The organism is Methanoculleus sp. DTU007 (assembly GCF_001512385.1).
Classification (GTDB): Archaea; Halobacteriota; Methanomicrobia; order Methanomicrobiales; family Methanoculleaceae; genus Methanoculleus; species Methanoculleus thermophilus.
Genome location: NZ_LFRO01000074.1, coordinates 1 through 11,729 on the forward strand (window position 1 = coordinate 1; position 11,729 = coordinate 11,729).

Consider the following 11,729-nt stretch of genomic DNA (forward strand, 5'->3'; position numbering starts at 1 on the left):
TTGGCAATGGCGATAGGCCCGGAAAGGGGGGTCGCACCCTTCACGGGTGCGTGGATTGAAATCGGCCGGACCGGCAAAAAAGAGGGATTATTTCAGGTCGCACCCTTCACGGGTGCGTGGATTGAAATTCTGGGATATATAGTTTATGATATTTCACTAGAAGTCGCACCCTTCACGGGTGCGTGGATTGAAATCTTATACGCCTTTACATAGGGTTGCAAATCCTCCGGGTCGCACCCTTCACGGGTGCGTGAGTTGAAATCGCCGGACCACGGGCAGGTCCGGGCCGAGGGTGTGTGGATTGAGGTATCCCCCTCCGTTCATCCTGCCCAACTCAAAGATTGTCGCACCCTTCACAAGCGCACGGATATGATCCATGCTTCTGGCGGGACGTCCCTCACTCCGCCCTCGTCTCCTCCCACCCGATACAGACCCTGATCGGGACCCTCTCCGCAAGCGAGGCCGCGACCGGCGAGCGCCGGTAGGCCCGGTTCACGAGGTCCTCGATCTTCTCCCGCGGTGCGTCGGCATCCACCCGGACGGTCAGGCGGACCTCGTCAAGGCCCGGCCGGGTGTTGCCGATCTCAAAAAAGCCCGCGAGGTCGAGGTCGCCCGCAACATCGATCTCGATCAGGTCGACCTCGATCCCCTCCTCCGCGGCGCTGTAGGCGATAGAAGCCGCGATGCAGGCCGAAAGCCCCGTCAGCACCAGTTCCGTCGGGCTTGGGCCCCGGTTGCTCCCGCCGAGCATCGCCGGCTCGTCGGCCGGGACGGCGAAGTCCCGGACGATCGTCGTCGTGTGCGCACCCCCGTTCCAGGTTGTGAGGGCGGAGAGGGTCCTCTCGCCCGCTGCAGGATCCCTTGTTATCCGCTCCACGAGGGCGTTTGCCCGCTCCATATCGAGCCCGTTTTTCATCATACGCAAGACTCCGCATCAGACGATCGGCTCGGGCGGCCTCTCTTTTGAGCCCATGAGCCGCAGCATCTCCTCGATATCGGTCGTCGGGATGTCGCAGGCGTAGTTCGTGCAGACGTATGCCGTCGCCTTCTCCCCGACCATCACGATGTCCCGGGTGTACCCGGCAATCCTGGTGATCTCCGGGTTCTCCTCCTCGGCGGGGCGGAAGATTATGAGGGCGTCGGGGTTGTAGTGCGATCGGATGGCCCGGAGCATCGCGGTCGTATCCTCTGCGCCCGTAACCCCGGTGACGATCACCTCATGGTTCGGCCCCAGCATGAACTCCAGGCCCGTGAGGAACTGGGCGTGAGCGGCCGGAGCCTTGAGAACGGCATCTGAAAAGACAACCCTCATCCGGTCGGCCATCCTCTCGAACTCGAGGTCTGCCGTTATCCGCCCGAGGGCAAAGAGGCTCAGCATCGCCACGCCATTCCCGGAGGGGATCGCCCCGTTGGAGACCGGTTTCTGCCGGACGGGAATATCGAGGTCGTCCGGGGTGAAGTAGAACCCGCCGTTCTCACAGTCCCAGTAATGGGCGACCATATCCCGGGCGAGTTCTGTGGCGGTCACAAGGTAGCCGGGGGAGAAGGTGGCCTCGTAGAGTTCGATGAGCGCCCAGACCATGAACGCATAGTCGTCGAGGGTCGCAGCGAGCCCCGCCTCCCCGTCCCGGTAGCGGTGGAGGAGCCGCCCGTCCTGCCTGCGGAGGTTTTCGAGGATGAACGCGGTCGCCTTCTCTGCCGCCTCAAGGTAACCTGGGTCGTCGAAGGTCCGGGCGGCTTTTGCGAGCGCGGCGATCATCAGGGCGTTCCAGTCGGTCAGGATCTTATCGTCCCTTGCCGGGCGGACCCGCCTCTCCCGGGCCGCAAAGAGCCTCTGCCGGGCGCCCTCCACGAACCACGCGAGGTCCTCTTCGGTCGTCGAGAACTCGTGGGCCCAGGAGACCAGCGGGCGGCGGAGACGGAGTATGTTCCTGCCGGTCCTCTTTCCGCCGGGCTGCTCGATGTAGTTTCCCGGCTCCACGACCCCAAAGATCCGGGAGAACCGCTCCCCGTCCTCCTCCCCGAGAACCGAGAGGATCTCCTCCTTCGTCCAGAGGTAGAACTTCCCTTCCTTGCCCTCGCTGTCGGCGTCCTCGGCCGAGTAGAATCCGCCGGCGGGATCGGTCATATCCCGCAGGACGTAGGCGATCGTCTCGCGGGCGGTTCGGGCAAACTCCTCCCTCCCGGTCGCGAGGTATGCCTCGGTATACGCCATGGCAAGGAGCGCCTGGTCGTAGAGCATCTTCTCAAAGTGCGGGACGAACCACTCCGCATCCGTCGAGTAGCGGTGGAACCCGTAGCCGATCTGGTCGAAGATCCCGCCCTGCCGCATCGCATGCAGGGTCTTTTCGACCATCTGGTATGCCGGCGCCTTCCCGGTCCGGTAACCGTGGCGGAGCAGGAAGATGAGGTTGTGCGGGGTCGGGAACTTGGGTGCGTCGCCAAACCCGCCGTTCTCCCCGTCAAAGACCCGGTAGAATGTCTGGTAGGCCTCGTCGAGGGTCGATTCGGAGAGCTCGCTTGAGCCTGGAGGGTTGCGGGCAGCGTTTCGCAGCGCCTCGATCACCTGGTCGCCGGCGCTCTCGAGGTCCTGGCGCTGGCTCTGCCAGATCTTGCTGATCCGGGGGATGAGGTCCAGGAGCCCGGTCATCCCGTACCGGCTCTCTTTCGGGATGTAACTTGCGGCAAAGAAGGGCTTTTTGTCAGGTGTCATAATGATCGTGAGCGGCCAGCCCCCGGCCCCGGTCAGCACGTGAGCGGCCGTCATGTAGATCTGGTCGATATCCGGCCGCTCTTCGCGATCCACCTTGATGCAGACGAAGACGTCGTTTAGGAGTTTTGCGACCTGCGGGTCTGCAAACGACTCCTTCTCCATGACGTGGCACCAGTGGCAGGTCGAGTAGCCGATCGAGAGAAGGATCGGTTTGCCTTCCTCTTTCGCCCGCCGGAATGCTTCTTCTCCCCAGGGATACCAGTCGACGGGGTTATGAGCGTGCTGGAGCAGGTACGGACTCTTCTCGTGGATAAGCCGGTTCGGCGGTGGTATCTCTCGCACCGGTGCTTTCGGGTCATCTCCGCGTGCCGGGTTCATATGTCTCTCGTGCGGATGCAGGCTAATAAAGGTGACTCATCCCGGCGGAAGGGGAGCTTTTCGGAGCGGGCCCGTTCGCCCATCCACCGCCGGGATCAAGAGCGCCTGACGGCGGCCCGGGTGAAAAAGGGCGGGTATCCGGGCCGCGGTCCTCCTCACTCTGCGATTGGGATCTCTTTCGTCTCCTCCGCGGTCGGCCGGACGTAGGGGACGTCTACAGTCAAAAGACCATTTTTAAATGTTGCTTTCGCCCGATTGGGATCGACGGGGCAGCCGATCGCGTAGGTCCCGACGTAGCGGACGTCGCCGCGGGGTGCGTCGATGGAGAAACTCGTCTCCTGCATCTTGAAGGTGATATCCTTCTTGTCGACGCCGGGGAGTTCGATCTCGATGTGAAGGTTCTCTTCGTTCTCATCCGAGTAGGCACAGACATAGGGTGCGACTCTCAATGCAGCCATCTCAATAACCTCCTAGACGGCAACAGGAGTGCGGGTGTGCTATATAACGTTTACCTCCAGTTCGGCACCACGCAGGTGCGGCTGATTGCGGGCAACCGGGTCATGCAGAGCGAAGGCCCCACTTCCACGGAGGTTTTATCGTGAGGGCGCTAAGGTCTCATGCATGACCGAGCGGTTCATCTTCACCCGGAATCGCACCTTGCGGTGCTCACACTCAGGTTCTACCCAACCTTCGTGCACCGGACCCGCTGCTACCACTGCGGCAAAGAGGCCGACCAGATCGTAAAGGCGGTATCAGCGCAGGCGCAGGTGATCTGCTCTGCCTGTGCCGCGACCCGGATCTTCGTCCCGCGGTTTGAGAACAGCAGGGGGCCCGGAGTCTGCACACCGATCGGGTGCTACGACGTATGGACGATCGAGGCCGACGGCCGATGCAAAAAATGTGGGGTCGAGGGGTCGCACGGCCTTGTCATCGGGTGCAACCACTTCACGACCCGGTGCCGCAACTGCGATATGCACTTTTACCGGTTCAATCTCGAGTATACGGCGACCTCTCCCATCGAGGACGTCAACGCTCCTCGCGGACCATCTTGATGGCCCCTTTCGGGCACTCGTTTGAGCAGATGCCGCACCCCTTGCAGTAATCGAGGTCGATCTCGAGTTCTTCGTCGATGACCCCGTCGGGGCAGTACTGGGCGCAGAGCCCGCAGGCGTTGCACGTCTCCTTATCGACCACGGGCCGGAACGTCCGCCAGGACCCGGTCTTTCCCGATGAGGCCTCTTTGGGCCTGCTGAGCGCAAGTCTCTCTCTCATGCCTTCAACTCCTCGTATGCCGCCTCAGCAGCCTTCACGTTCCGCTCGTCGGAAAACATCTCCCGGATCGCCGTCCGTGCCGACGGTAGGGTGACGATGCCCATCTTTGCAAGCGCCCCGAGGACCGGGGTATTCAGGATGGGGCTTCCGGCAACCACCAGGTTCTCGGCAAGCGCGATCCCGGTCAGGTCGACGTGGTGGCAGGTCCCGTTGCACCCGGCAATCGGGTGAGGGCTGTTTAAGAGGACTTCCCCGTTGGGCTTTAGGCCCTGGAGGACGTCCACCACGTCCATGATGCTCGTATCAAGCACGATCACGAGATCGGGCTCGTGGATCTGGCTGTAGATCTTGATCGGCTCATCGTCGATCCGGACGAACGAGACGACCGGCGCCCCGCGCCTCTCCGCCCCGTAGAACGGGCAGGCCGTTGCATGCTTGCCGTCCCTGAATGCCGCTAGAGCTATGAGCTTTGCGGCGGTGACGCCGCCCTGCCCGCCCCGGGAGTGAATCCGTATCTCATACATGCTCGCTCACCCCAAACCACATCTCCTCGCCGGGACGCCGGTTGCGGACGAAGTCGGCGATATCGTTGTAGGTGACCTCCTGGCCGCCGAGCCCGGCGATGACGTTGTAGGGTTCGACGCCGGTCTTTGACTTGATGGAGTGCGCCACAACACCTCCAAACCCGAAGGAGTAGTCGCGGTCGATCACGACGACCTCCCGGCCGGCGAGATCGAGGTCCGGGAAGGGCCTGAACCAGCGCAAGCGCATCGACCCGGCCTTTATTCCCTCGTCGCGGAGGCGGTCGACCGCGACTTCAGCCTCTTTGCCGAGCGTTCCCATCGCGACGACGACGACATCGGCGTCCTCGCACCGGTAGTCCTCGGTGGGGCCGTAGGACCGGCCGAACCGCTCTGCAAACTCGCGCTCGACCTCCTCGATTACGCCCCGTGCGTCGCGCATCGAGCGCTCGATATCCCAGCGGAACTTGTAGTATTCGTCCGGTCCGGTCATCGGGCCGTAGACGCAGGGGTTCTCCGGGTCGATGGCGTGCGGGAGGTGGTAGGGTGGGATGAAGTCGCCGGGGTCGACGGTCTCAAGCGACTGGGTGATGTGGCTGAGCGAAAACCCGTCGAGGTTGACCATCACCGGAAGGAGGACCCGCTCGTCCTCGGCGATCCTAAACGCCATCAGGGTGGCGTCGTAGGCCTCCTGGACCGTGCCCACAAAGACCTGCAGCCAGCCCGTGTCGCGCTGGGAGAAGGCGTCGGTGTGCTCCGCCCAGGTGTTCCACCCGGGTCCGAGAGCGCGGTTGACGTTCGCCATCACGATCGGGAGGCGCGCGCCCGCCGCCCAGTGGATCATCTCGTGCATGTAGAGGAGGCCGTGGGAACTCGTCGCCGTGAAGGTCCGGACCCCGCCTGCGCTCGCTCCGATGCAGGCGGCCATCGCCGAGTGCTCGCTCTCCACCGGGATGTACCGGCTCTCAAGCTCGCCGGAAGTCACGTACTCGGCGATCTGCTCCACGATCTCGGTCTGGGGGGTGATCGGGTATGCGGCGATGACGCCGGGTTTCGCGGCCTTCACCGCGTCGGCGATCGCCTTGTTGCCGGTTGCAATCGTTAGCATTGGCCTTCCTCCTCGCGGGCGAACCGCTGGATGTTCTGCTCCACCTGCTGTCGCATCAGGTCGAGGATCTCCGGTTTTAAGTTCTTGAACCTGCCCTGACCCTTGATGTATTCCTCGAGCGGCGCGGGCTTCTTCATTGCCGCCTTCGACGGGCCGCTGATCGAGAGTTTCCCGTACTCGCGCTCATACAGGATCCAGGTCCCAGTCTTCACCGCGAGTTTGCCCATCTCAATCGTCTTCTCCGTCGGGTAGCGCCACCCCGGCGGGCACGGCGCAAGGATATGGATGAACTTGGGCCCCGGGATCGAGAGCGCCTTCTTCACCTTCTTGTAGAGATCAAGGGGATACGCACTGCAGGCGGTCGCCATGTAGGGCGGGTTATGCGCCTCGACGATCCGGTCGAGGTCCTTCTTCGCCGTCGGCTTGCCGCCGGGGGTTGTCGTGGTGCGCGCCCCGAGCGGCGTTGCGCCCGACCGCTGCATCCCGGTGTTGCCGTAGGCCTCGTTGTCGTAGCAGATGTAGAGGAAATCGGTCCCACGCTCAAAAGCGCCCGAGAGCGCCTGTATCCCGATATCAACCGTTCCACCGTCCCCTGCATAGACGATGACGTTGGTATCCTTCCCGCGCGCCCTAAGCGCGTTGCTGAGACCTGAGGCGCAGGCAGCGGCCGCTGCGAAGGCTATATTGTATACCGGCACGCTCATCGCTGTGCCGGGGTAGATCCCCTGGATGACGCTGGTGCAGCAGGCCGGCACGACGAGAACGGTATCGGGGCCGGCCGCTTTGAGCACGTAGCGCAGACAGAGGGAAGAGCTGCACCCCGCACAGGCCGACGTGCACTTATAGAGATACTCCTCCTTAGGAATCGTTGACAAAGCGTTTACACTCCTCTTACTATAATTGTCATCAATTGTAATGATAGTTTTGTGGTCTCGATCCCGGGATCTTGAAGGGTTTTTGGGGAAAGAGGGCTGAAATTCCACGAGATTTGAGGATAAGGGAAAAATTATCCCGGGGCCGGGTTTGGCCCCGGGTACCTAATCAGATCTCGGCGTCGCTTCCAGGCATGCGCCTTCGTTTGGCCTCTTCCGGGCCAAACGCCAGTCGGATCAGACCAGCATAGAACTTCAGGCAGAACGGCCTGAAGAAACGGACACCCATCTCCAGAAGAGGGAGGAGACCCTTGCGGCGTATCCGATACTGGCCACTCTCGTGGTCCATCTTCATGTAGACCGGCGCGATCTCCCCAAACGGGTATCTGTTGTCTGCCGCCCGTACCCAGGTATCACCAACACCTGACAGTCAGATCTCGTTTTTTATACCATCTCACATTCATGGTAGCCCCATCGATCCAGCGGCAGTTTCTGTATCAGAAACTGGTATTTCCCGCGCCGCGTGCGGGGAATTTTTCCGACAAAGCGGATAGTCACATCTACGTCGCCTTCAAACTTCTCTTCGAGTTCGCGGAGTATCTGCTCCGTGTCGCGTCCGGTATACCCCGGTCTTTTCACGATCCGCATCAGAACCTCCCCGACCTTCTCCTGGTAGAACTGGAACTGCGCAACGTTGTCAAAGACGCCCGAGTGCATGTCCACCGACGTCATCGGTATGAGCCGGTGGTCCTTGGTTACGATGAACTCCTGGAGCCTCCCCTCCACTTTCTCGAGCAGCGGATAGGCACGGCCACAGGAACACGAACCGTCTCCGAGGACTGCGGCATCCATCGTCCGGTACCGGATGAGAGGGCAGATGTAGTTGGTGAGGCCCGTTGTGACCACCTCACCCATCACCCCCGGGGTCGTTATGGGCCTGCCGTCTCTCCCGATCAGTTCAACGATGCTGTACTCGGGGAAGATGTGGTAGTGCGTGCTCTCCTCGCACTCCCCGGCAAGCACCGTCTGCTCGGAGTTCCCGTACCAGGAGAATACCCGGCACCCGAAGGCCTTGGTGAGCAGGTCCCGCTGCCAGGGGTAGAGGTTCTCGGACCCGCAGAGGATTGCCTTGACGGTTGGAAACCGCGGGACGTCATGCTCCACCATGTATCGAGCGAGGATCACGGCCGCTGAGGGGTAAGCCTGGATGAACCGGGGCCGGAACCTCCGGATCCGGTCGATGTAGGCCGGGAGGGTCTCTTCGGTCATGTGATGGGAGGACATCAGCAGCCACCGGCCAAAGAGCGCTTTCTTCCAGTAGGTGCCGTTTGAGGCCGTCTCCACCGCATGGCCCCGAAGGATGACGCAGCGGTCGCGAAACCGGTAGCCGACACGATCCCACTGGGTCTTCATGAAGGCCCACTCCCGGGCCCGAGAGGCTCCTTTCTCGTAGTAGAACCCGACCGGGATGCCGGTGGACCCCCCGGTGGTGACGTACTCGAATGCCGACTCCGGGTAATTCCTGGCCTTCAGGTCGGGGAGGTTGGCCTGGACAATCTCCTTTGTCAGGAAGGGAAGAAGTTCGAGGTCTGCCGGGCTCGCGATGTCCTCCGGGACAAGTCTCCGCTCCCGGAAGACTCGACGGTAGTAGGGGACGTTTTCATAGGCGTGATCAAGCAGATGCGAGAGCGCCTCCATCTGATATGCCTCGAGTTTCTCCCGGCTCCACGTACGGGACCGGCGGAGGAACTCATAGGTCTTTCTGTAGACTGAGTATGCAGGTAGGATGTGAAGCGCCCGCATTGTCACTGAATGTTCGGGCAGGAGATCCTTCAATCCCCAACGAGTCATCCGCACACCCATCGGGACTGCTCATATCAGTACTCAGCATTAAACGTTTTGCTTATGTGATAGCAATATCGCAAAATTGCTGGTGAGGTCCGTTGAGATTTAACACGCTTAAACGAACTCTCTTAGAAGAAATCCTTAGAATATGGTATATTCACCTGATCCTGTCCAGTAGTCTGATAGAAATGCTTTAAAAACTCGGGAAATAGGCTCTTTTCCGAAAAAATGACCCATATGTCGCTGCATGTATTTGTATTATTGCCTTCCAATGACTGAAACGAGATATCATCCAGGGCATGAAGGCGGAGCGCGACCATGCCCCTACCTCCCGTGTTTGGATATATAGATATTACGGCTGGTCCGCTGTGAGTTCTCCAGGCGGCCTGAAGAAAGGTATATAGGCCTGTGGGGTGATTGGAGGTCGCCGAATGACGAACGCGATAGCGAGACGTGGTGATTGAATGACCGTGAGTAAAATTGACGACAAGGATACCTGGGACACCTTCATCGACGAGAGCCCCTCCGGGCTCCTCTTTCATAAGTGGGATTACCTCCACCTGACGGCAAAACATACTGGGAGTACACTCCTTCCCTACGCGGTCTACAATGGGGATGAGATAATCTCCCTATTCCCGCTCTTCTATCGGCGGATACATGGCATTAATGCAATCTTCTCCCCGCCCCCTCTCACTGTGATACCCCATCTTGGGTGCGTAACGAGCAGAGAGTTTCAGGGATTCAAGCAGAGCAAGAAGGAGTTCCTGCTTGGGATGATGGCAAAAGAGATTCGGGAAGAAATCCAGGGACTTTCGCCGAATTACCTCTCGATAGCCTTTGTCCCGGAGTTTCGTGATATACGCCATTACCTCTGGGACCAGTGCAGCCCTATGGTCCGGTACACGTACACCATCAACCTCGAGCGCCCCCTTGAGGAGATCTGGAAGAATTTCCACTCCCTACTCCGAAAAAAACTAAAAAAAGAAGAAAAGGCCGGTCTAAGGCTGGAGAGAAGCAACGATACCGCAACACTCCACCGGCTCATCTCCGATCGCTACCGTGACCCATCGCTTGCGATTCCGCCGATAAAGCGAGAGTACCTCGACGACCTTGTTCGTGCCTATCCTGACAGGATCAGCGTCTATACACTTTACGATGCAGAGGATGAGATCACAGCCGTGGTGGCGGCCCAGGAGTACAAGCGGTTCCTGCTCTGGGTAGGTGCGCCGAAGATCGAGACTTCTCATGACGGAAACGCGTATCTCCAGTGGCTGCTTATTCAGCGTGCACAGGCCGAAGGCTACCGGACCTTCGAGAACATGGGTGCCAACAACCCGGATCTCATCTTCTTCAAGTCGAAGTTCAACCCCGATCTCCGGACGTACTTCGAGATCGTGAAGAAAGATACCCTTGGTGCATTCTCCGAATGGGCGTATCTCTCCTTTGCCAAGCGGTTGATGATGACGACCGGCAGGATCTAAGAGGACTGCGGACTCTCGATTGGACCGGGGTACAGGGTCATAGGCCCGTCCCGGTCGGCACACTCCATATACTCGCCGAACGCATCCGGCGAAAAGATCCTCCCACCGTCCGCAGACACCGGCTGAAACACCGGTTCGCCTCCTGTCTAAAGATCCCCGAGCGTTATTGGGAGTTTCTGGATGAGGTAGCGGAACTTCCCACCCTCGGTGCGCGGGATCTCGTCGACGAAGTGAACATGGACGTTCACATCATCCCCAAGTTGCCACCGGAGCTCCTGGGTCAACTGCAGGGTATCCTTCTCGGTGTAGGTCGGCTTTCTGACGATCTTCATGATCAGTTCGCCGATCTCTTCCTGGTACATCTGGAACTGTTTGATGTTCTCAAAGGCTCCTGACTCGTAGTTGATTGGGGTGACGGAGATCAGGTGCCCTCCCCGGGTCACGATGAACTCCTGAAGCCTTCCTTCCACTTTCTCAAGCAGCGGATACTCCCTTCCGCACGAGCAGCGCTTCTCCGTCGCAACCGCGACATCCATGGTGCGGTAACGGATGAGGGGGCAGACGTAGTTCGTGAGGTTCGTGGTGACCACTTCCCCCATCGCCCCCGAACCCCTGACTGGCCTGCCGTCTCTCCCGATCAGTTCAACGATGCTGTACTCGGGGAAGATGTGGTAGTGCGTGCTCTCCTCGCATTCCCCGGCAAGCACCGTCTGCTCGGAGTTCCCGTACCAGGAGAAGACCCGGCACCCGAAGACCTCGGTGAGCAGACTCCGCTGCCAGGGATAGAGGCTCTCGGATCCGCAGAGGATTGCTTTGACGGTCGGGAACGGTTTAATCTCGTGTTCTCGCATGTATCGGGCGAGGATCACGGCCGTCGATGGATAGGCGTGGATGAACCGGGGCCGGAACCTCCGGATCCGGTCGATGTAGGCCGGGAGGGTCTCTTCGGTCATGTGATGGGAGGACATGACCAGCCACCGGCCAAAGAGTGCTTTCTTCCAGTAGATCCCGTTTGAGGCCGTCTCCACCACATGGCCCCGGAGGATGACGCAGCGATCGGTGAACCGGTAGCCGATGCGGTCCCATTGGGTCTTCATGAAGGCCCACTCCCGGGCCCGGGAGGCGCCTTTCTCGTAGTAAAAACCCATGGGAGTCCCGGTGGACCCGGATGTACGCACGTACTCGAATGCCGACTCGGGGTAGTTTCTGGCCTTCAGGTCGGGGAGGTTGGCCTGGACAATCTCCTTTGTCAGGAAGGGAAGAAGTTCGAGGTCTGACAGGGTGGCGATATCCTCGGGGACAAGCCCCCGCTCCCGGAAGACCCGACGGTAGTAGGGGACGTTCTCGTAGGCGTGATCAAGCAGACGCGAGAGCGCCTCCATCTGGTAGGCCTCAAGTTCCTCCCGGCTCCACCACTGGGACTCCTGGAGGAACGTATACAGTTTGCGGTATGCATGGTAGGATGGCACCAGGCTGAGCGCTTTCATGGTGAGTGGGTTTGCACGCAGTGCCGCTGTTATGAAATCAGCCTTCATTGCG

Annotated in this window: 12 protein-coding genes and 1 CRISPR repeat array; of the genes, 2 read left to right on the plus strand and 10 right to left on the minus strand. The window is 60.2% G+C overall.

Translation table 11 applies throughout. The features are described from left to right. Nucleotides 1–29: 29 nt before the first annotated feature. A CRISPR array of direct repeats spans nucleotides 30–263; the repeat unit is 34 nt; unit sequence AGTCGCACCCTTCACGGGTGCGTGGATTGAAATC. Nucleotides 264–397: 134 nt separating this feature from the next. From ACI94_RS08035 to ACI94_RS08045, 3 genes are all read right to left on the minus strand, one after another. Continuing rightward, nucleotides 398–919 carry an OsmC family protein gene (locus ACI94_RS08035; protein WP_273259175.1) on the minus strand — a complete coding sequence of 174 codons (522 nt, stop codon included), beginning with the start codon at nucleotides 917–919 and terminating at the stop codon, nucleotides 398–400. Between the two features lie 15 nt (nucleotides 920–934). After that, complete coding sequence (locus ACI94_RS08040; RefSeq protein ID WP_066955682.1) at nucleotides 935–3,091, minus strand: thioredoxin domain-containing protein; 2,157 nt, start codon at nucleotides 3,089–3,091, stop codon at nucleotides 935–937. Between the two features lie 155 nt (nucleotides 3,092–3,246). Continuing rightward, nucleotides 3,247–3,549, minus strand: coding sequence for an Hsp20/alpha crystallin family protein (locus ACI94_RS08045; protein WP_066955685.1), 303 nt, complete (start codon nucleotides 3,547–3,549; stop codon nucleotides 3,247–3,249). Between the two features lie 159 nt (nucleotides 3,550–3,708). Here ACI94_RS08045 and ACI94_RS08050 point away from each other — a divergent pair, with 159 nt between their 5' ends. Beyond that, on the plus strand, nucleotides 3,709–4,143 hold the full coding sequence (locus ACI94_RS08050) for a hypothetical protein (RefSeq protein ID WP_066955688.1): 435 nt from the start codon (nucleotides 3,709–3,711) through the stop codon (nucleotides 4,141–4,143). Here the strand turns inward: ACI94_RS08050 and ACI94_RS08055 are convergent. The 6 genes from ACI94_RS08055 to ACI94_RS08080 all read right to left on the minus strand — a co-directional run bounded on the left by ACI94_RS08055 (nucleotide 4,118) and on the right by ACI94_RS08080 (nucleotide 8,715). Next, a complete protein-coding gene (locus ACI94_RS08055) occupies nucleotides 4,118–4,363 on the minus strand; it encodes a 4Fe-4S binding protein (RefSeq protein ID WP_066955691.1) in 246 nt (81 codons plus the stop codon). The genes ACI94_RS08050 and ACI94_RS08055 overlap by 26 nt on opposite strands. Then, the gene (locus tag ACI94_RS08060) at nucleotides 4,360–4,887 is read right to left on the minus strand and encodes a 2-oxoacid:acceptor oxidoreductase family protein (RefSeq protein WP_066955694.1); all 528 of its coding nucleotides are present in this window, start codon (nucleotides 4,885–4,887) and stop codon (nucleotides 4,360–4,362) included. Before ACI94_RS08060 ends, ACI94_RS08055 begins: the two co-directional genes overlap by 4 nt. Then, nucleotides 4,880–5,992: a transketolase C-terminal domain-containing protein gene (locus tag ACI94_RS08065; protein ID WP_273259174.1), complete on the minus strand. Its 1,113-nt coding sequence runs from the start codon at nucleotides 5,990–5,992 to the stop codon at nucleotides 4,880–4,882. Before ACI94_RS08065 ends, ACI94_RS08060 begins: the two co-directional genes overlap by 8 nt. Next, on the minus strand, nucleotides 5,986–6,867 hold the full coding sequence (locus tag ACI94_RS08070) for a thiamine pyrophosphate-dependent enzyme (protein WP_066955700.1): 882 nt from the start codon (nucleotides 6,865–6,867) through the stop codon (nucleotides 5,986–5,988). Before ACI94_RS08070 ends, ACI94_RS08065 begins: the two co-directional genes overlap by 7 nt. A 166-nt stretch (nucleotides 6,868–7,033) precedes the next feature. Beyond that, nucleotides 7,034–7,219 carry a hypothetical protein gene (locus tag ACI94_RS08075; protein WP_066955704.1) on the minus strand — a complete coding sequence of 62 codons (186 nt, stop codon included), beginning with the start codon at nucleotides 7,217–7,219 and terminating at the stop codon, nucleotides 7,034–7,036. 89 nt (nucleotides 7,220–7,308) lie between these two features. Next, nucleotides 7,309–8,715 (minus strand): phenylacetate--CoA ligase family protein, encoded by a 1,407-nt coding sequence (locus ACI94_RS08080; protein WP_286681289.1) that lies wholly within the window; start codon nucleotides 8,713–8,715, stop codon nucleotides 7,309–7,311. A 458-nt stretch (nucleotides 8,716–9,173) separates the two neighbouring features. Here ACI94_RS08080 and ACI94_RS08085 point away from each other — a divergent pair, with 458 nt between their 5' ends. Beyond that, nucleotides 9,174–10,190: a GNAT family N-acetyltransferase gene (locus tag ACI94_RS08085; RefSeq protein ID WP_066955710.1), complete on the plus strand. Its 1,017-nt coding sequence runs from the start codon at nucleotides 9,174–9,176 to the stop codon at nucleotides 10,188–10,190. Nucleotides 10,191–10,336: 146 nt separating this feature from the next. Here ACI94_RS08085 and ACI94_RS08090 read toward each other — a convergent pair whose 3' ends face one another. Continuing rightward, nucleotides 10,337–11,725, minus strand: coding sequence for a phenylacetate--CoA ligase family protein (locus ACI94_RS08090; protein WP_273259018.1), 1,389 nt, complete (start codon nucleotides 11,723–11,725; stop codon nucleotides 10,337–10,339). Nucleotides 11,726–11,729: the final 4 nt, after the last annotated feature.